Genomic DNA, 19268 nt, shown 5'->3' on the forward strand with positions numbered 1-19268 from the left:
GCAGGGCCAAAGAGCATTCAGATGCCCTTCACCCAGCCCCTTCAGAGCGGACAGCAAATACGCAGTTTCCTGCTCTGGGTTCCAATGCCAAATAAAACTTTGATGTAATCCGGCCGCCCCAAGGGACCCGGCACATTACCACAATAGTGACCGGAGGTGCGGGTATCCCGCTTGCGCATCCGCTGTTTCGGCAGCAGTCATCCCGGTTGGGACAGTCGACAGCGGATGCGCAAAGAAGACCGCTCAGGACTCTGCTTTTCCATGGCGGCATTGTTGAACAGAATTCCGCTCATCTTCCCTGTTCCGCGCATAATTTCCTCCGTAGTCATTCTGCTAAGAGAGAACTATGTTTATTGAACCGCATTGAAGCCAGACTTCTTCAGCAACCTCTTTATGGATATTGCCGCAGGTCCGGCGATACGCTTAAGGCCAAAATGATCCCGCAGATGGGCCTCTGGAAAGACAGGCTGTGTGCGCCCTATTCCTCCGCCCCAGCACCTAGATGCACCCTGACGCAGCCCGCCTTGATACCGCGTTCGCATTTTACGTCCGGCAGTTCGAGCTGTTTGCAGACCTTTGCCGAAGTTCATTCTACCAGCCTGCAAGAAAAGGCAACTCGCCCGCCGGCGCACCGGAGACATTGACCGTTTCGATGATCACAGAGGCCGGTCCGGTGATGCGAGCGGCCTTTGAGTTGAAAACTATTCCTTAATGCCCCTTTTGGCGAACCTGCTTCCGGCACACATTTTTAAGCTTGCGCTGCGTTCAAATGAAACGGGCCAGGATATCGTCCAGCGCGTTGCGATTACTCGGTCTATCAGACTGCTAATTACCTGCCGCGTCCTTGATCAGTGCCGCAAGACGATAGAACCCATGCGCCATCTTGGTGTAGGGCATCAGCAGAAAAAAGGTCAGCACCGCGCCAAGATGCAACGGCAGCAAAACCGCAACCGCCGCAGTGCCAGCAGCAGCATAAAGCAACAAACCGCTGAGCGATACGAACCCCAGCAGCAGCACAAACCCCATTTCTCCGGCCCATACCCGTCTGGCTCCCAGGGCCGGATCAGCTTTAAGCTTCAGGCGGGCCAGTTCCAGGCAGCCTGCAGTCAGCAGCAGCCCGCCTGGAACGCCCAGCAGCTTAGGCAGGCTGAGCAGCCCGTAGGGCGCAGGCCAATCGAAAACGTAATGCATAATGGTACCCGATACGGTTGACCCGAAGCACATGAAGACCCCACACACCACCGCCTGATGCGCGTATCTGCGTGCGTTGGAAAAGCGGTCTTCGTCTTCAAAATTGCACCCCTGCCCCTGACCGCCTGACAGGTCCTTCATATATGCGGCACGGCTCAATGCCTGACGGATTTGGGACCTCCCAACCCCCTGCCCGCCCACATGGCGCCAATATCGGCGCAAGGACACAAACAGCGCCAGAAGCGGCAGCAGGAAGGCGGGCATGAACACCGAGACCATCAGCCCGTGGCTCATCACCGCATAAAAACCTTCACCGCTTTCGGGGCGCAGCGTCTGCGCGGCCCAGAACAGCACTGCAAACCCCAGCATCAGGGCCACGGCCAGCGCCGTGCCACTGCGCTGGAACAGCCTGGCCAAGGGGCTGGGCCAGGCAAAGCGCTCCCAGCTTTCGGTGCGCACCTCTGCCAGAATACCGGGCAGGTTCAGGTCGAACTCATGCGGTTCGGTGTATTGACAGGCGTAGTAGCAGCCACGGCAGTTGTGGCAGAGGTTGGCGAATTGGGTAACATCGGCGTCAGCAAAGCTGCGCTGGCGCATGATTGCCGGAAAGACTGAACAATAGCCCTCGCAGTAACGGCAGGCATTGCAGATCTCGATCTGGCGGCGGGCTTCGTCGATCCGGGCCGCCGCCTTGCGCTCCATTTGGCTCTGTTCAAACATATCGGGCGGCCTCCCGGCCCGCGATACGGCCGAAAACCGTGCCGATGGTCATGCCGAAGCCGGCCAGATAGCCCTGGCCCAGGATCGAGCCGGCCATTGTCTCGCCCGCGGCCCAGAGGTTTTCCACCGGTCCATCCGCACCTTGTACCTGGGCGGTCTCGTCCACCTTGAATCCCAGATAGGTAAAAGTCACACCGGGGCGCAGCGAGTAGCAGTAAAACGGCGGCTCGGTGATCGGGCGGGCCCAGTTGGTCTTGGGAGGAGTGAGGCCTTCGGTCGCCAGACTGTCCAGCTCAGCCGGGTGAAAAGTCCCGGGGCGGCAGGAGGCGTTGAAGGTTCCGATAGTCCTCGCGAGCTTCTGCGGATCCAGCCCCAGCTTGCCCGCCAGTTCCGGGATCGTGTCCGCAGTGACCGGTGGAAAGACCGAGGGCATGAACAGGTCCTCGGACTTCGAGTCGATGATCGAATAGGCGACCTGCTCCGGTTCCGCTGCCACCAGCCGCCCCCAGATCGCATAGCGCTTGGGCCAGACATCCTCGCCCTCATTGTAGAAACGGTCGCCGTGTTTGTTCACCACCACTGAGAACGGGACGCAGTCGAGCCGGGTGACAATACCGCCATCGAACTTGGGCGCGCGGCCGTCGATCGCCACCGCGTGGCATTGGGTCGGATCGCCGATGGACTGCACCCCCTGCCCCAGCAGATTGAACAGCACATCGCCGCGGTTGTAAGGCGTGCCGCGGATCAGGAAGTTCTCCGCCTCCGGCCCCCAGGCCTCGACCAGCCGCTCGATATTGCCCTGAAAACCGCCAGAGGCCACCACCACCGCCGGCGGGCTGAAACTGTGGCGCGCGCCGCCATGGGTGAAATCAACCCTGGTGATCCGGTCCCTGTCCAGTTCGATATGGGTGACTGGCGCCTCATAGAGTACCTCAACCCCCAGCGCCTCCGCGGTGCGGTAATAGGCGTTGACCAGCGCCTTGCCGCCGCCAAGGAAAAAGGCATTGGTGCGGCTCAGCGACAAGGTGCCCGACAGCGAGGGCTGGAACCGTACCCCATGCGCCTCCATCCAGGGCTGGCTTTCTTGGCTGCCGCGGATCGCCATGCGGGCCAAGTGTTCGTCGGTCTTGCCTTTTGTCACCAGCAAGAGGTCGTTGTAATATTCATCCTCTCCGTAGGTGCCGGTCAGCACCGACAGAGGCCCGTCATGCATGCAGCGGAAGTTGCGGGTGTGGCGCGAGTTGCCACCGCGGTAGGGCTTGGGCGCGGCCTCCAGCATCAGCACGCGCTTGCCCGCCTCCGCCGCGGTGATCGCAGCGCAAAGGGCGGCATTGCCGCCGCCCGCCACAACGATATCGGGATTGCTCATCATCGGGGCTGCTTTGGTGCCTTGAACAGGTCCTTGCGCAGGGTCATCAGCGCGCCGGGGTCGATCTTGCCCTGGATGATGGTGGTCTCATTGCTGGCAAGGGCTGCCTCCAGCGCCGGGCCCATTTCACCGGGGCCATCAACCCAGAGGCCCTTGCCGCCGCAAAGCTCCGCAAATTTGTCATAGCGCGGCGAGGTGATCTCAGCCCCCAAGAGACGCCCGCCATAAAACTCCTGCTGATAGGCTTTCTCGGCGCCCCAGGCCTCGTTGTCCAAGACCACCACCACAATCGGCAGCTTGTGCTGAATGGCGGTCTGGACTTCGATCATGGTGTAACCGGCAGCGCCATCGCCCATTACTGCGACCACCGGGCGGTCCGGCGCGGCGGCCTTGGCGCCGATCGCAGCAGCCAGGCCAAAGCCCACCAGGCCAAAGTCCAGCGGGGTGATCAGGCTCATCGGCTGATAATGCGCCAGCCGGTCGGCGGCCTGCAGGCAGGTGTTGCCGGTGTCCAGGGTGACGATTGCGTTTTCGGGCAGTGCTGCGCGGATTTCGCCCAGCGCCCGGCGCGGGTGCATCGGCAGGGTGGCGATTTGCGCTTCTTCTTCGCGTTCTGAAGCGAGGCTGGCCATATCCGCCTTGAACGCCGCGCGCCATTCATCCGCGGCAGGTTTCGACGCCGCAGTGGCCAGCGCCCCGGCAGTCAGCCTGGCATCGGCCTGCACCGCTATTTCCGCCGGGAAGTAGCGCCCAACGGCAGAGCCGTCGATGTCCACATGGGCGATGCGGGTGTCTGCACCGACATAATCGTTGCTGTGAAAGGTGGAGTTGAAGCCCAGCCGCGCGCCCAGCACCACCATCACGTCGGCTTCCTTGGTCAGACGGCTGGCCACCCGGTTGCCGCGCGGGCCGGCCTGGCCTGCAAACCACGGATGGCCGTGACGCATCACGTCGGCATGGCCGGTCGAGGCCACCACCGGCACCTCCAGCGTTTCCGCCAGGGCGGTCAGCGCCTCGCGTCCCTTGCCCCACTTGAAGCCGCCGCCCGCAAAGATCACCGGGCGCCGCGCGCTTGCGAGCAAAGCAGCGATGGCGCTGATGTCTTCCGGCGCCGCAGGCCCCGGGCGGGCGATGTTCACTGGCTTGGGGTCGATGGCGGGTACGCCGGCGGCAAACAGATCGCGCGGCACATGCAGCACCACCGGCCCGCGGCGGCCCGAGTTTGCCAGCCGGATCGCGTCCTCCAGCATCGGTGCCAGGCGCGCAGGATCCGTGACCATGACCGAGCGTTTCGAGATCGGTGCGAATAAGGCAACCTGGTCAACCTCCTGAAAGGTATCCTTGGCCTGATCGCAGCGGCTGATGGCCCCGGCAATCACCACCAGCGGCGAATAGGCCAGCTGCGCCTCGGCTACCGCGGTCACGATGTTGACCACGCCGGGGCCTGCCTGCGCCCCCAGCACCACACCGGGCTTACCGGTCATTCGCGCCCAGGCATCGGCCATATGACCCGCCGCACGCTCATCCCGCGCGCCGACATAGCCGATGCCGCCGCCCTGATACATCGCGTCGTAAAGTTCCAGCATCGAGCCGCCCAACAGGCCGAACACAGTGTCGATGCCATTCGCCTGCAGCACGCGGTAGGCTGCCTCGCCTCCGGTGATCTTGGTGTTGATCATGGTCATGGTGTTAATCCTCGGATCGGGGCCGCAGGTTCTGCGGATCAAAAATTGCGTTCTGGTGGACGGTCACGGGAAATTCGCGGTTCAGGATCTGCACACAGAGGCCCTCGCGCGGGGTGCCCTTGCGGACAAACAGCCAGCCCAGCGATTTGCCGACGGTAAAGCCATAGCCGCCCGAGGTGGTCAGACCGACGGGTTTGCCATCCAGCAGCACCGGTTCGCCGCCGTGGATGCCGATGCCTTCCGCATGCAGTTCGGCGTAGAACAGCTCCCAGCCCGGATCGCAGGCCAGCAGGGCCTCCTTGCCCAGGAAGGTCCGGCCCTCTGTCACCACAAACCGCTCCAGCCCAACGTCCAGCGGCCCCACGTCGGTGGTCAGCTCGCCGGAGGCGCGGTAGGCCTTCTCCATCCGCATACCGTTGAAGGCATAGGAGCCAAGGTCGCTCAGACCGTATTTCTCTCCAGCGGCAAACAGCGCGTCATAGAGTTCACCGATCTGCTCCAGCGGCGCGTGCAGCTCCCAACCGAGTTCGCCCACAAAAGAGACCCGCAACGCATTGCAGGGAATGCTCGCCACGGTGATCTCTTGCCCGGACAGCCAGGGGAAAGCCTGGTTCGTGAGGTCTGCATCGGTAAGCTCCGCCAGGATCCGGCGCGAGGCTGGGCCGGAGAGCGCCAGCATGCCCCAATCGTGGGTGCGGTTGATCATCTGCACGTCTTCACCGTCGAGGATATGCGATTTGATCCAGTCGAAATCCGGATTGGCGCGGGCAATGGGCGAACCGGTGAAATAGCGGCCCTCAGCCATGCGCCAGATGGTGATCTCCGTCTCAAACCGGCCCTTTTCGGTCAGCAGATGGTTGAGGCTCATCCGCCCGTCTTTGGCCGGAATCCTGTTGGCCGACAGCCGGTTCAGCAGCGCGCCTGCGTCCCTGCCGGTGATCTCGAACTGGGCAAAGGCGCAAAGGTCGATGACGCCGGCTGCCTCCCGCGCCGCCTTGGCCTCTGCCATGGCATTGGCGTGCCAGGGCTGATGGCCCCAGCCGATCTGCTCGGTCTCGCCCACCTCGCCAAAGTAACGCGGGCGCTCCCAGCCTGCGACCTCGCCGAAAACCGCGCCCTTGGCGGCCAGCCGGTCATAAAGCACATGGCGGTTCAGCGGGCGCAAACTGTTGAACTGCTTGCCGGGGCACGGGGTATCATGGCGGCGCATGAACTCATCCTTGGTGCGCTCAACAATAAAATGATCGGTCGAGAAATTGCCATAGCGGCGCGGATCCATGCCGCGGGTGTTGATCGGGGTTTCGCCATGCACCATCCAGTCGGCCAGCACCTTGCCAGCACCACCGCCCCAGGCGAGGCCAATGGAAGACCCGCAGGACAGCCAGACATTCGGCGCGCCCGACGGCCCTACCAGCATGCCGCCATCCGGTGTATGGGTGATAGCGCCGCGCACCACGCGTTTGATGCCGAGTTCGGCAAGCACCGGCATCTTCTCAAACGCCACCATCAGAAAATCACCGATGGAGTCGTAATCCGCCTCGAACAGCTCATTCTCTGCGGCCCAAGGCGCGCCGCCTGGCATCTCCCAGACCGTGGGGCAGACGTGGCCTTCATAGATGCCGATCAGGCCGGATTTCTGCTCCTGCCGGATATAGCCGCCATAGGCGTTGTCGCGCATCACCGGCAGTTCCGGGCGGCCGGTAAACTCCGGCACCGTATCCGTGACCAGATAGTGGTGCAGGCAGCTGACCGAGGGGATCTTCAGCCCGAACCACTCGCCCACCTGATTGGCATAGGACCCGGCGGCAATCACCACATGTTCGGCCAGCACATCGCCCTTTTCCGTGCGCAAGAGCCACATGTCTCCCTTGCGGGAAGCGCCCAGAACCTGATTGCGGCGTTCAATCCTGGCTCCGCGCGCGCGGGTGGCCGCGGCCAGCGCCATGGTGACGGACGAGGGGTCGATATGGCCGTCCTCATAGGTGCGCACTGCCGCCTTAACGTCATCCGTCTTGTAGAAAGGATTCACACGGGCGACCTCCTTCGGGCCGACCAGTTCCATTGGCAGGTCCAGCAGTTTGCCGACGCCCATGATGGACTTCATCCAATCAACCTCGTCATCGGTGGTGGCAATGCGGAAGCCGCCGACCTCATGCCAGCCGATGCTTTGGCCGGTTTCCTTTTCAACCCTCTTATATGTCTCGATCGAGGTTTTGTTGATCCAGCCCGCCAGGCGCGAGCCGACCGCATGGGCGATCTGCCCCGCCGCGTGCCAGGTGGAGCCGGAAGTAAGTTCCGCCTTCTCGAACAGGATCGTGTCGGTCCAGCCGTTCTCGGCCAGCTGGAACTGAGCAGCCACGCCCATAATGCCGCCGCCGATGATGGCAACCTGTGTGGTGCGGGTGGTGTCAGTCATGTGCAAACGCCTCTTTGGCGGGGTGCAGAGACGCCCTGGCGGCGTAGCGGGTGCAGGCGATTTCGACCTCAAATCCCGGGACAACGGTGTTTTTGGAAAGCAGGCCCAGGGGTGCATCAATCATCGCCAATGCCAACGAACGCCCGTAGCGATAGCTCCACGCGGCCGAGGTGATCTGCCCCACCACATCGCCGCCGAAATAGACCGGCTCGTCGTGGATCGGGATGGCCTCCGGATCATCAAACAGGATTGAGACAATCCGGCGCTTCGGGGTGTGCGACATCAATGCTTCTTTGCCTACAAATCCGGTGCCAAAGGCGCAGAAAGCACCCAGGCCCGCCTCCTGCGGCGTGATGCCGGGGCTGAGCTCATAGCCAAAGGCGCAAAAGCGGCTTTCGATCCGCAAGGACCCGCTGGCGTACAGACCTGCATGGCTTGCACCTGCTGCCAACAGTGCCTCATAGGCGGCCATGGCCATGTCGGCTGGGATGTACAGTTCATACCCCTCCTCGCCGGTGAAACTCAGCCGCCCGGCCCAGCCGCGCGCCAGGCCGATCTCAACAGGGGCGAACTGGAAGCGTTTCAAATCCGGCACCGGGCTGTTCGAGGTCGCTTGCAGTACCTCGCGAGCCTTTGCGCCTGCTAGACCGATGATCGCGTAGCCGCTGGTGACATCGGTGAATTCCACGTGAAACGCATCTTTGGTCTCGCGCATCCGCTTCAGGTCGCGCACCACCTCACCGGCGCCGGTGATCATGAGGTAAGCGTTTGCCCTGTGCCGTTGCACGGTGATGTCGCTTTCCACCCCGCCTTTGCGGTTCAGGATCTGGGTATAGGCGATGCGGCCCTCGGCGATATCCATCTGCGCCGCGCAGAGATGGTTGAGGAAGGCACAGGCATCTGGCCCCTGCACCATGATCTTGCCGAATGCGCTTTGGTCTAGAATGGCGGCGCCGTTGCGGCAGGCGTCTACCTCTCGGCCGACCTGATCGCGCCAGGCAGGCACGCCGAAGGTCAGCGGCAGATGCGCGTCCGCACCGCCAAAGTGCACAGCGCGCTCCCAGCCGCCGCGGCTCTCAAACCTTGCACCCGCCGCAACCAGACCCGCGTGGATGGGCGAGCGGCGCTGGCCGCGGGCGGTCTCCATCGAGCGGCCCGGATAGGGGTTGTCATAGTGACGGCCCAGCACCTCGGGGATGCGGGCCTCCAGCGCGCCCAGCACGTTCATTTCGGGGCTGAAGCGGCAGACGTCAGCCTCGTTCAGTTCCATCGCCGGCTCACCCGCAATGATCCATTCCGCCATCGCGCGCCCTGCTCCGCCGGCCAGTGCGATGCCAGTGGAGTTCATGCCGCCCATCAGGAACAGCCCCGGCACCTCGGGGCTTTCGCCCAGCATGAACTGGCTGTCGAGGGTGAAGCTTTCGGGGCCATTCAGCAGCATCCGAACCTCGGCCTTCTCCAACACCGGGATGCGGCGCAGGGCGTTCTCCATCATCGGCATGAAATGGTCCCAGTCCTCGTCCAGCAGGTCGAACGAGAAGTCCTTGGGCAAACGGTCCAGGGGCAGGCCTTTGGCGTGGGGCTCAAAACAGCCGACCAGCAGGCCCTCCACATCGTCGCGGGCATAGAGGAAGGCGTCCTGGTCATTCAACGTCGGCAGATGCGCGCCCTTACCAAGCACCTGTACCTCTTCCAATGGTTTGGTCAGGATGTAGAAATGCTCGCAGGCGTAAAGCGGCATATGGGCGCCCGCCATGGCGGCAACCTCGCGGGACCAGAGGCCGCAGGCGATGACCACCTCGTCGGCCTCGATCAGATGCTCGCCCACTTCGACGCCGGAAATCCGCCCGCCCTTCTTTTGCAGACCCGTTACCGCGGTATCTTCAAAGAACTGCACCCCCCGCGCCCGCGCGCCCTTGGACAGCGCCAAAGCCACGTCTGATGGGTTCACCCGGCCATCGGCAGGCGACCAGACCGCGCCGATCACATCATCGGTTTCGATCAGCGGCCACAGCTCCTTGGCGCGTTTGGCATCCACCACTTCCGCCTCCAGCCCAAAGGCGCGGCCCAGCGAGACCTGGCGTTTAATGTTGGTCAGCCGGTCGGGGTTAGTGGCCAAAGTCAGCGAGCCGGTCTGGGTCCAGCCGGTGGCCTGGCCGGTCTCCACCTCCAGCTCTCTGTACAGATCAATGGAATAGTCGATCAGCTTGGTCAGCGTTGCCGAAGGCCGCAGACGGCGTACCAGCCCGGCGGCGTGCCAAGTGGTGCCGGAGGTGAGTTTCGAACGCTCCAGCACCACGATATCCTTCCGCCCTTCGCGGGCCAGGTGATAAGCGATCGAACATCCGATGACACCGCCGCCGATGATGACAGTGCGGGCGTGGGAAGGAAGGCTCATTACAGTACTCCGTCACGGATGAGCGCGGAAAGGGTGCCGCGGAAATGCTCCACAGCCTCGTCGATCAGGTCCGGGGTATGCGGCAGGCCGGTCACGCAAGAGGTGAAGGACATGAAGTCCACGCCGCGTTCCAGCAGCCCGTCGCGCAGGCCCTTGACGATGGCGGGCGGGGTTTTGCGGATGGTTGCCGCGTCCAGCCCGTCAATCGAAGTGCCGCCGAAATAGATATGGCAGGTGGAGCTGTCGCCATAGGCCAGCGCCTGCACCTCCAGATCGCCGAATACAGCGTTGAAGCCGTCGCGCAGCCGGGCCGCCATCGCATCGGCCTGGGCTTGGACCGCGCCGGTGGAGAGGATCTCCATCGCCTTGACGGCACCCGCCGCGACCATTGGGGCTGCATTGAAAGTCCCCTTGTGGCTGACAGGCGGCGACAGCCCGTCGCGGGTCTCGCCCGGGTTCAAGAGCTCCATGATTTCCGATTTTCCGACAACTGCGCCGCCGGGCAGGCCGCCGGTCACCACCTTGGCCAGGGTGGTCAGGTCCGGCACCACACCGTCGCGGGCCTGACGCCCGCCGGGCGCCCAGCGCAGACCGGTAATCACCTCGTCAAAGATCAGCACATGGCCGCTTTGATCAGCCAGCGCGCGGATGCCCTGCAGGAACCCCTCGGGCAGCGGCACCGAGCCGTAGTTGGCGCCCGAAGCCTCGACAAACACCGTGCCGATCTGCGGGTCGCTATCCAACAGCGCGGCAATGGCGTCCAGATCCGGCGGGGCCACTACGGTCAGGTCGCAGACCGCCTGCGGCACCCCCAGCGAGGGCACGGTATTGGTGCCGGGTTTGGCACCCTTGATCAGCATGTCGTGCCAGCCATGGAAATGGCCGTCGATGCGCAGCACCTTGTCGCGGCGCGAGTGCGCCCGGCCCAGCCGCAACGCCAGCATAGTGGACTCGGTGCCGGACCCGGTGAAACGCACCCGCTCCGCCGAGGGGAACAGACGGTTCAGCCACTCGGCCCATTCCACCTCCAGCGGGTGGCAATCGCCGGTATAGGGCAAACGCCCCATCTGGGCTGCCACCGCGGCGGCGATCTCAGGGTGGGCGTGGCCCAGAATCTGGCTGGCCGCGCCCAGCTTGAAATCGATATAGCGCTTGCCGTCCGCGTCCCATTTCTCAGCCCCCTTGGCGCGGGTGAAATAGACCGGATGCGGAGTCTTGTAGCGCAGCTCATGGCTGACCCCGCCCGGCATCACGAGGCGGGCGCGCTCAGCAAGGGATTGGCTGGTATTCATGCCGGCTCCTAGTGGTTCAAAACAACGGGTTTTATGGCGCAATAGACACTGATGCCGGGAAACCCCTTTTCACTCCCCAAGCCGCTGTCCTTGACACCGCCGAAGGGGATGGTGCCGCCGCCTTTTAGGAAGCCATTGACGAACAGCTGCCCGGCCTTTGCCTTGCGGGCAATGCACATGGCCTGGGTGGTATCCGCGTCCCGGCATTCGGTAATGCACCAACCGGCGGCCGCGCCGTCTGTCCAGCAATGCGGTATGAGGTTCAGCTGCCGGGGAAAAAGCGGGTGATCCTGCATCACGCCCGCCCGATTTGCGCCCGGCTCAGACGGATATTGAACCGCGCGCGCAGTTCCTGGTCCTTGCCGTCCGGAATATGGGCGGGGAAGTGGCCGGCCAGCAGCTCCCGCGCCTTGTCCCTGGCCACTTCGCCAATCGCGCGCGCGCCCTGCTCTTCCCACTCCCTCGGGGTCTGGCGGTCACCCAGATGCGGATAGAAGTAGTCGGACTTCATCCGGCTGAAGGTGTGGCGGTGGCCCAGATAGTGGCCTTCACCACGGCAGACCTCGGCAATCACCTCGGCGCCGATATTCTCCGCATTCACCTCTACTCCGCGCAGGGTCCGAAGGATGTTGCCGATCATGTCGTTGTCGACCACATAAGCCTCCAGCGACACGCCCAGAAGGCTTGCCTGCATGCCGCAGGCCTGGGTGATCAGGTTGGAACCGGCATGGGCTGCGGAAGACACGGCCAGGTTCTTCTCGCTGCCATACTGGGCATCCAGCGTCTTGGAGTCGGTGATGCCGGCAATCGAGGTCACGGGCAGATCATAGAACCGGCCCATCTGTGCCGCGGCCGCCATCAGGATCGCCTGCTCGCCGCCGCCTGCGCACATTGACCCGGTGCGCAGGTCGGCAATCAGCGGCTTGGCACCATAGATCGCGGCGGCATCCGGGTCGACGAGCCGGGCAAGCACCAGCCCGGCCAGGGTTTCCGCCACAGCCTGCACCAGCGAGCCCGCAATGGTTGCCGGGCTGGTGGCGCCCGCTTGGCCTGCCGAGATCAGCTGCACCGGGAAACCTGCCAGAACCGCGGCCTCCAGCGTGTCCAGCGCCTCCTCGGCAAAGCGCATCGGCGGCACCACGTGGCAGACCATCACGGTCAGGAAGGGCCGCGCGCGAAAGGCCTCTTCGGATCCGGCCAGCGCATAGCACATCTCCGCCAGCTGCTGCACATTCTGCGGTTCGGAAACCGACACCGACACATGTTTGGAGGTGCCCATCAGGCAGGCATAGGCAGTGTTCAGGTCCATATCCGCCACGTCCCCGACATCGCGGGCCACCACCGAGCGGCTGAAATGGTGAATATTTTCCATCGCATCGCAAATGCGCGCCGCGTCATAGAGGTCTTTCAGCGTGCTATCCCGGTAGCGCCCGTCCTCAAGGTCAAATACCCCGGGCGCGCCGCCGCCCGAGCTCATGTGGACACGTTTGCCGGACAGGTTCAGATCATGGCGCGGATCCTGGCCATAGAGCACCACATCGCGGCGGGCTTCCTTGATGGTTTTCAGAACCAGCGCCCGCGGGAACAGCAGCCGCTTGTCTTGCGTATAGCTGCCACCCGCAGCGCAGACTTTCTCGATCATCGAAGGTGTTGCCTGGCTCAGCCCCAGCGTTTCCAGCAGCGACAGCACCGCCTCGTTGATCTCAGCCTCATCTGCGTCGCTGAGAGGCCGGAACCGGCCGCCCTCAATGCCGCCCCAGACCGGCGGGTTGTCTTCTGCCGGTGCGCTTTCGGCTTCGATCCGGGCTTCTCTGCCGCGGCGGCGCGCTCTTGCAGCCATTGTCTTCCCCTGGCGGAATTCCTTTGCGCTTAGGCTACGCAGCCGCCGCCCGCGGCACAAAAACAAGTTTCTCTTGCTACTGATGAGAAAAACTCATTCAACTCAAGCATGGTCAATCTTCCCTCCCTCCCCGCCCTGCGCGCGTTTGAGGCCGCGGCCCGTCTCGGCAGCTTCCGCGCGGCGGCTGAGGCGATTGGCGTCTCGCCCACCGCTGTCAGCCATCACATTCGCGGGCTGGAGGCCTATTTGAACATCCGGCTTTTCACCCGTGATGGCCGCCAGGTGCATCTGACGGACGAAGGCGCGCGGCTGGCGGATGGCGCCTCGCAGGCGTTCAGGATCCTGGAGACCACAGTGAACTCAGCGGCCCGGTGGCCCGAGAAAACCACGATCCGCATTGCCTTGGGCCCCAGCTTTGCCACCCGCTGGCTGCTGCCCCGCTTTGCCGATTTCTGTGCAAGATTCCCGGATGTAGAACTGAAGCTGGTGCAGACCCCGCTGATGGTCTCGCCGCAGAATGTGGACGCCGATATCTTTATCACCTGGGGCGACGGGCGCTTTCCCGGCATGATTTCCGAACCATTGGTCAGCGTGCTATCGGCACCGGTTGCCAGCCCGGCCCTGCTGGACCGGCTGGGGCATCCGCAGTCACCCGCCGACCTGATGCGCTTTCCTCTGATCCACCAGCGTGACACCCTGGGCTGGAACGCCTGGTTCATGCAGGCCGGGGTCCGGCTGGACGGCCCGTTGCCCGGTCCGGTCATTGAAGACACAAATGTGGTACTGCAGGCCGCTGCGTCCGGGCAGGGTATCGTGATGGGGTGGATCCCGCTGATCGACACCGATCTGCAAAGCGGGGTGCTGGTGCAGTTGTTCGATACAACCGTCAGCGAGAACCGCGCCTATTACCTGGTCCGGCCGGAAGCAGGCCCGAATGAAAATGCCACCAGCGCTATCAGCGACTGGCTGCTTGCCCAGACATCACCAGCAACGGCACTCTGAGAACAGGTGTCAGGACCGGATCAGAACGGGGAAATGCGCCAGCAACGAGGTTTTGGCCGCTTGAACATGCGCTTTGGTCAGTTCTGCAGCACGAGTGGCATCGCCCTCTTCGCAGGCCGTCAGGATCGCAACATGCTCCCGCTCGGCGCGCTCCATACCGTCGCTCATGACCAGCTGCGCACGGATGTAGCGGTCGATCCGGTCCATCGCGCTGCGGGCTGCTTCGCGAAAATAGGTCAGCGCACCGGCACTGTAGAGCGCGTCGTGGAACTCCCGGTTCAGAACACCCCACTCCATCGGGTTCTTGCAGCCGGCAAAGGCCTCGCAATGCAACCGCGCACTGGCAAGCAGTTCCTGTGACATCCGCGGGACCGCATCACGGATGATCTCCGGCTCCAGCAGCGCGCGGAAATCAAAGATCTCTGCCGCCTCATCCGCCGACAGCCCGGCAACAACCGCGCCCTTGAAGCGCTGTGTCTTGACCAGCCCGTATTCCTCCAGCCGCGAGATTGCCTCCCGCACCGGGATCCGGCTGGTGTTGAAGCGGCGTGCGATTTCCTCCTGGCGCAGCGGTTCGCCCTCTTCCAGCCGGCCATCGATGATCGCACTGCGCAACGCCTCAAACACTGCAGCGGAAGCCGAAGCTGCTGTTGAGGTATCAATCGGGTCCAGTTTCATCGCAATGCCTCTCCTTTCGGACAGGTGTATGCGAACCTGCCCGTCCGGAAAAGCGGCTTAGCTGCCAGCAGAGGGGTTTGCACCACTTCCGTCGTCTTGGCCGTCACACTTCCAGCGACACCCACAGCACCCTGGCGTCTTCTTTGCTGACCGACACACAGCCGTGGCCCATACCGCTGTCATAATAGACTGAGTCCCCCGCCCCCATGCGAAGCGGCCGGTAGTGTTCCGTGTAAAGGATCAGCTCGCCGCTCAGCACAAACATAAACTCTTCACCCTGGTGGCGGACCCAATTGTCGAACTCCGTCACGTCGCGCGCCTTGATGGTGCTGATGTACGGCACCATGCGCTTGCTGGTCAGCTCGCTGCACAGCAGTTCGTGATCATAGGTCGAAGTTTCCTTGTGCTCACCCAGGCCCGTGCGGGTGAAATCCCGGCGCCCGGTGACGCCGCTTTGCCCGGACTGCACAAACAACTGCGGCGTTTCCAGTTCCAGCGTCTGCATCAGGCGGCGGATGATCTCGAAACTGGGGCGGGTCTGGTTGTTCTCGATCTTCGACAAAGTCGACCGACCAATGGCCGCAGCGCGCGCTGCTTCCTCCAGCGTCAGCCCCTTTTCCTTGCGGGCATCGCGAATCATTTTCCCCAGGACTTCACCGTCCGGAGCCTCCATCGCCTCCGGGCCCAGCCCTGTTTCTTCTGAGGGAATTGGTTCCATTCGTGTAAATTCTCCTGTTCCGCAAACAGCTTAGCTTTGATGTATTCAGGGGTCAAAATTTCCGTGATGGAACTTTTTGTTTGCAAGAGGGAAAAAGTTTCCTATAGGAGACGAAACGTCGTATACGGAAGCGTACGTGCCGGTCCTGAACCGCATTTCGGAGGAGAATCCACATGAGCGCATATGATCTGATTGTGATCGGGGCCGGGCCGGGCGGTTATGTCGCAGCAATCCGTGCTGCACAACTGGGTCTTAAGGTCGCCTGCGTCGAAGGCCGCGGGTCGCTGGGCGGCACCTGCCTTAATGTTGGCTGCATCCCCTCCAAAGCGCTGCTGACCTCCTCTGGCAAGTATGCCGAACTGTCCCATCTTGCTGCGCATGGCATTGCCGTCGAGGGCACCAACCTGGACCTGGGGGCGCTGATGGCACGCAAGGACAAGATTGTCGGCGACCTGACCAAGGGCATCGCCTTCCTGTTCAAAAAGAACGGTGTCGACCATATCGAAGGCTGGGCCAGCATCCCCGCCCCCGGCCAGGTGCAGGTTGGCGGCGACGCTTACACAGCAAAGAACATCCTGATTGCCACTGGTTCGGAACCCGCCGCCCTCCCCGGCGTGGACATCGACGAGGTGGACGTGCTGAGCAGCACCGGTGCTCTGGCGCTTGAAGCCGCGCCAGAGCACTTGGTGGTGATTGGCGCCGGCGTGATCGGGCTTGAACTCGGTCAGGTCTGGTCACGCCTCGGATCCAAAGTGACGGTTGTGGAGTATCTCGACCGTATCCTGCCCGGCATCGACGGCGAGATCGCCAAGCTGTCCCAGCGGGCGCTGTCCAAGCGCGGGCTGAAGTTCCAGCTGGGCCGCGCGCTGAAATCAATTGAGAAGGGCGAGACCGGCCTGACCCTGACCCTCGACCGTGTCGGCAAGGACAAGGAAGAACAGGTTGAGGCGGACAAAGTACTGATCGCCATCGGCCGCCGCCCGGTGACCCGCGGCATGGGTCTGGAAGACCTTGGTGTCTCGATCAACGCCCGCGGCTTTGTCGAGGTGGATGAAACGTTCCAGACCTCAGTGCCCGGCATCTTTGCCATCGGCGACTGCGTGCCCGGCCCGATGCTGGCCCACAAGGCTGAGGAAGACGGCATTGCCTGCGTCGAAATCATCGCGGGCGAGCATGGCCATGTGGATTACAACACCGTCCCCGGCGTTGTGTACACCGATCCCGAAGTTGCCTCGGTCGGTCTGACTGAAGAGGCCTTGAAAGAGGCCGGCACCAACTACATCACAGGCAAGTTTGCCTTCATGGCCAACTCCCGCGCGCGCTCCACCGGCGAGACCGACGGCGCAGTCAAAGTGCTGGCCACACCCGATGGCAAGATCCTGGGCGCACATATCTGCGGCGCGCATGGCGGTGATTTAATTGCCGAATTGGTGCTTGCGATGACAAAAGGTGCTACTATCGAGGAGGTTGCACGGACTTGCCATGCGCATCCTGCGATGGGTGAGGCGGTGAAAGAAGCCTGCCTTGATGCACTTGGCCGCGCCATCCACGCCTGATCCGGAGGGATATGCCAGATGACGATCCAGCTAAGACCCCGCCACCCGGAAAAGGCCCATAAGGCCGACAGCGCGATCCCGCGCAAACCGAAGTGGATCCGCAAGAAGAAGATCGAAAGCGCCGAGTACTATGAAACCCGCAAGCTGATGCGGGAGCACGATCTGGCAACCGTCTGCGAAGAGGCCGCCTGCCCCAATATCGGCGAGTGCTGGTCCAAGCGCCACGCCACCATGATGATCATGGGCGAGGTCTGCACCCGCGGCTGCTCTTTCTGCAATGTGACCACCGGCAGGCCGGACACGCTGGACGCGTTTGAACCGGGCCGGGTGGCGGCGGCCGTCAAAAAGCTGGGCCTGCGCCATGTGGTGATCACCTCAGTTGACCGGGATGATCTGGAGGACGGCGGCGCTGAACATATCGCCCAGACCATCCGCGCCACCCGCCACCAGAACCCGGGCACCACGATTGAGGTGCTGACCCCGGATTTCCTGGGCAAGGGTGAAGCGGCGGATGCGGTCTTTGAAGCAGCGCCTGATGTGTTCAACCACAACCTGGAAACCGTGCCGCGCCTCTACCCGCGCGTGCGTCCCGGTGCACGCTACTATACCTCGCTGCGGCTGCTGGACGACGCCAAACGCGCCAACCCGCAGCTGTTCACCAAGTCGGGCATCATGGTCGGCCTTGGCGAGACGCTGGACGACGTGCGTCAGGTGATGGATGATCTGCGTGCGGCACAGGTCGATTTCCTGACCGTGGGCCAGTACTTGCAGCCCACCCCCAAGCATCACCCGATCGACCGCTTCTGGTCGCCGGAAGAATTCGCGCAGCTGGAACAGATTGCCCGGTCCAAGGGCTTTCTTCACGTGTCGGCCACGCCGCTGACCCGTTCCTCGTTCCACGCGGATGAAGACTTTGCCGCCCTGAAAGAGGCCCGTCAGATGGCCTTGGCGAAGGGCATTTAACCAAGACGTTATCGGGAGGAGACCCATGGAAGCGTTAAGTAATGCAGTAGGCTGGATCAACGGGATTGTTTGGGGGCCGCTTATGCTGGTTCTCATTCTGGGCGTTGGCTTTTTCCTGCAGGTCGGCCTGAAATTCATGCCGATCCTCAAACTGGGCATGGGCTTCAGCCTGCTGTTCAAAGGCCGTGAAGCAAGCGGTGAAGGCCAGATCAGCCCGTTCAACGCGCTGATGACTTCGCTGTCGGCCACAATCGGCACCGGCAACATTGCCGGTGTTGCAACCGCCGTTTTCCTGGGCGGTCCCGGTGCTTTGTTCTGGATGTGGATGACCGCTCTGGTCGGCATGGCCACCAAATACGCCGAAGCTGTTCTGGCGGTGAAATACCGTGAGCAGGACGAGCTGGGCAACTACGTCGGCGGCCCGATGTACTACATCAAGAACGGCCTTGGCGCCAAATGGGCCTGGCTTGGCGGTGCATTTGCGCTGTTTGGCGCCATCGCAGCCTTCGGCATCGGTAACGGTGTGCAGGCCAACGGCGTGGCGCAGGTTCTGGACTCGAACTTTGGCGTGAACACCTCGGTGACCGGCGTCATCCTGATGGTTCTGACCGCAGCCGTGATCCTGGGCGGCATCACCCGCATCGGTGCTGTGGCTGGTAAACTGGTGCCCTTCATGGCCGTCAGCTACATCATCGCCGGCCTGCTGGTTCTGCTGATCAACGCAGGCGCTATCGGCGACGCGCTGAGCCTGGTCTTCACCCATGCCTTCACCCCCTCTGCTGCCGAAGGCGGTTTTGCAGGCGCGGCGGTCTGGGCGGCGATCCGCTTTGGTGTGGCCCGCGGCGTGTTCTCGAACGAAGCCGGTCTGGGCTCTGCTCCGATTGCGCATGCTGCAGCCTCGACTGCCGGCCCAGTGAACCAGGGTCTGGTTGCCATGCTCGGCACCTTCATCGACACCATCATCGTTTGCTCGATCACCGGTCTGGCGATCATCGCATCCGGTGCCTGGACGTCCGGTGAATCCGGTGCGGCGCTGACCTCGCTGGCCTTTGAGACCTCCCTGCCCGGTCTGGGCGGAGCATTGATCGCAGTTGCCCTGTCGATCTTTGCCTTCACCACCATCCTCGGTTGGTCTTTCTACGGCGAGAAATGCGTGGGCTTCTTCTTCGGTGCCAAAGCGCTGATGCCCTACCGCGTGCTGTGGATTGTTGCGATCTACTTTGGCGCAACTGCGAACCTCGGTTTTGTCTGGCTGCTGGCGGATACGCTGAACGCCATGATGGCCATTCCGAACCTGATCGCCCTGGCCCTGCTGAGCCCGATCGTCTTCAAACTGACGAAAGCGTTCTTTGCCTCGGGCGGCGCGTCCGAAGGTACTGGCACAGCTGCCAAGTAACCGACCTCCTTGGGGGGCTGTAACGGCCCCCCAGCCCCTTGCAC

General features: G+C 62.9%; 14 protein-coding genes. 4 read left to right on the plus strand and 10 right to left on the minus strand.

Annotated elements, in window-relative coordinates; translation table 11 throughout:
- Window positions 1-825: 825 nt before the first annotated feature.
- The 8 genes from tcuB to K3555_RS15800 are packed head-to-tail and all read right to left on the minus strand — an operon-like array spanning window position 826 to window position 12911.
- Window positions 826-1911, minus strand: a complete 1086-nt coding sequence (gene tcuB, locus K3555_RS15765; RefSeq protein WP_260006176.1) for a tricarballylate utilization 4Fe-4S protein TcuB — start codon at window positions 1909-1911, stop codon at window positions 826-828.
- The gene (gene tcuA, locus K3555_RS15770) at window positions 1904-3280 is read right to left on the minus strand and encodes an FAD-dependent tricarballylate dehydrogenase TcuA (protein ID WP_260006177.1); all 1377 of its coding nucleotides are present in this window, start codon (window positions 3278-3280) and stop codon (window positions 1904-1906) included. The genes tcuB and tcuA overlap by 8 nt, the downstream gene beginning before the upstream one ends.
- A complete protein-coding gene (locus K3555_RS15775; protein WP_260006178.1) occupies window positions 3280-4965 on the minus strand; it encodes a thiamine pyrophosphate-binding protein in 1686 nt (561 codons plus the stop codon). Before K3555_RS15775 ends, tcuA begins: the two co-directional genes overlap by 1 nt.
- 4 nt (window positions 4966-4969) lie before the next feature.
- Window positions 4970-7381, minus strand: coding sequence for an FAD-dependent oxidoreductase (locus K3555_RS15780; protein WP_260006179.1), 2412 nt, complete (start codon window positions 7379-7381; stop codon window positions 4970-4972).
- Window positions 7374-9779, minus strand: a complete 2406-nt coding sequence (locus K3555_RS15785; protein WP_260006180.1) for an FAD-dependent oxidoreductase — start codon at window positions 9777-9779, stop codon at window positions 7374-7376. The genes K3555_RS15780 and K3555_RS15785 overlap by 8 nt, the downstream gene beginning before the upstream one ends.
- Window positions 9779-11071: an aspartate aminotransferase family protein gene (locus K3555_RS15790; RefSeq protein WP_260006182.1), complete on the minus strand. Its 1293-nt coding sequence runs from the start codon at window positions 11069-11071 to the stop codon at window positions 9779-9781. The genes K3555_RS15785 and K3555_RS15790 overlap by 1 nt, the downstream gene beginning before the upstream one ends.
- Window positions 11072-11079: 8 nt before the next feature.
- Entirely contained in the window at window positions 11080-11367 is a 288-nt protein-coding gene (locus K3555_RS15795) for an aldehyde dehydrogenase family protein (protein ID WP_260006184.1), read from the minus strand.
- A complete protein-coding gene (locus K3555_RS15800; protein WP_260006186.1) occupies window positions 11367-12911 on the minus strand; it encodes a trimethylamine methyltransferase family protein in 1545 nt (514 codons plus the stop codon). The genes K3555_RS15795 and K3555_RS15800 overlap by 1 nt, the downstream gene beginning before the upstream one ends.
- A 108-nt stretch (window positions 12912-13019) precedes the next feature.
- On the opposite strand from K3555_RS15800, the gene K3555_RS15805 reads away from it, so the two are divergent.
- Window positions 13020-13913: a LysR substrate-binding domain-containing protein gene (locus K3555_RS15805; RefSeq protein WP_260006187.1), complete on the plus strand. Its 894-nt coding sequence runs from the start codon at window positions 13020-13022 to the stop codon at window positions 13911-13913.
- A gap of 9 nt (window positions 13914-13922) precedes the next feature.
- Here the strand turns inward: K3555_RS15805 and K3555_RS15810 are convergent, their stop codons facing one another.
- Together K3555_RS15810 and K3555_RS15815 are read right to left on the minus strand one after the other, a co-directional pair.
- Complete coding sequence (locus K3555_RS15810; protein WP_260006189.1) at window positions 13923-14591, minus strand: GntR family transcriptional regulator; 669 nt, start codon at window positions 14589-14591, stop codon at window positions 13923-13925.
- Window positions 14592-14694: 103 nt separating this feature from the next.
- Window positions 14695-15309, minus strand: coding sequence for a helix-turn-helix domain-containing protein (locus K3555_RS15815; protein WP_129371891.1), 615 nt, complete (start codon window positions 15307-15309; stop codon window positions 14695-14697).
- Between the two features lie 173 nt (window positions 15310-15482).
- On the opposite strand from K3555_RS15815, the gene lpdA reads away from it, so the two are divergent.
- Genes lpdA through K3555_RS15830 form a run of 3 tightly spaced genes read left to right on the plus strand, consistent with a single transcriptional unit; the run spans window position 15483 to window position 19224 of the window.
- Window positions 15483-16865 (plus strand): dihydrolipoyl dehydrogenase, encoded by a 1383-nt coding sequence (lpdA, locus tag K3555_RS15820; RefSeq protein ID WP_260006192.1) that lies wholly within the window; start codon window positions 15483-15485, stop codon window positions 16863-16865.
- Window positions 16866-16883: 18 nt separating this feature from the next.
- Complete coding sequence (lipA, locus tag K3555_RS15825) at window positions 16884-17828, plus strand: lipoyl synthase (RefSeq protein ID WP_260006194.1); 945 nt, start codon at window positions 16884-16886, stop codon at window positions 17826-17828.
- Window positions 17829-17853: 25 nt separating this feature from the next.
- Window positions 17854-19224, plus strand: a complete 1371-nt coding sequence (locus K3555_RS15830) for a sodium:alanine symporter family protein (RefSeq protein ID WP_260006196.1) — start codon at window positions 17854-17856, stop codon at window positions 19222-19224.
- The last annotated feature ends 44 nt before the right edge of the window (window positions 19225-19268 follow it).

The sequence above is a fragment of the Leisingera sp. M527 genome (assembly GCF_025141525.1).
Classification (GTDB): domain Bacteria; phylum Pseudomonadota; class Alphaproteobacteria; order Rhodobacterales; family Rhodobacteraceae; genus Leisingera.

What these genes read in the sequence shown, in the direction of transcription:
- tcuA (WP_260006177.1), bottom strand. Translation starts at nt 3,280, where the DNA reads ATGAGCAATCCCGATATCGTTGTGGCGGGCGGCGGCAATGCCGCCCTT.
- K3555_RS15795 (WP_260006184.1), bottom strand. Translation starts at nt 11,367, where the DNA reads ATGCAGGATCACCCGCTTTTTCCCCGGCAGCTGAACCTCATACCGCAT.
- tcuB (WP_260006176.1), bottom strand. Translation starts at nt 1,911, where the DNA reads ATGTTTGAACAGAGCCAAATGGAGCGCAAGGCGGCGGCCCGGATCGAC.
- K3555_RS15805 (WP_260006187.1), top strand. Translation starts at nt 13,020, where the DNA reads ATGGTCAATCTTCCCTCCCTCCCCGCCCTGCGCGCGTTTGAGGCCGCG.
- K3555_RS15790 (WP_260006182.1), bottom strand. Translation starts at nt 11,071, where the DNA reads ATGAATACCAGCCAATCCCTTGCTGAGCGCGCCCGCCTCGTGATGCCG.
- K3555_RS15785 (WP_260006180.1), bottom strand. Translation starts at nt 9,779, where the DNA reads ATGAGCCTTCCTTCCCACGCCCGCACTGTCATCATCGGCGGCGGTGTC.
- K3555_RS15775 (WP_260006178.1), bottom strand. Translation starts at nt 4,965, where the DNA reads ATGACCATGATCAACACCAAGATCACCGGAGGCGAGGCAGCCTACCGC.
- lipA (WP_260006194.1), top strand. Translation starts at nt 16,884, where the DNA reads ATGACGATCCAGCTAAGACCCCGCCACCCGGAAAAGGCCCATAAGGCC.
- K3555_RS15810 (WP_260006189.1), bottom strand. Translation starts at nt 14,591, where the DNA reads ATGAAACTGGACCCGATTGATACCTCAACAGCAGCTTCGGCTTCCGCT.
- K3555_RS15800 (WP_260006186.1), bottom strand. Translation starts at nt 12,911, where the DNA reads ATGGCTGCAAGAGCGCGCCGCCGCGGCAGAGAAGCCCGGATCGAAGCC.
- K3555_RS15780 (WP_260006179.1), bottom strand. Translation starts at nt 7,381, where the DNA reads ATGACTGACACCACCCGCACCACACAGGTTGCCATCATCGGCGGCGGC.
- K3555_RS15815 (WP_129371891.1), bottom strand. Translation starts at nt 15,309, where the DNA reads ATGGAACCAATTCCCTCAGAAGAAACAGGGCTGGGCCCGGAGGCGATG.
- K3555_RS15830 (WP_260006196.1), top strand. Translation starts at nt 17,854, where the DNA reads ATGGAAGCGTTAAGTAATGCAGTAGGCTGGATCAACGGGATTGTTTGG.
- lpdA (WP_260006192.1), top strand. Translation starts at nt 15,483, where the DNA reads ATGAGCGCATATGATCTGATTGTGATCGGGGCCGGGCCGGGCGGTTAT.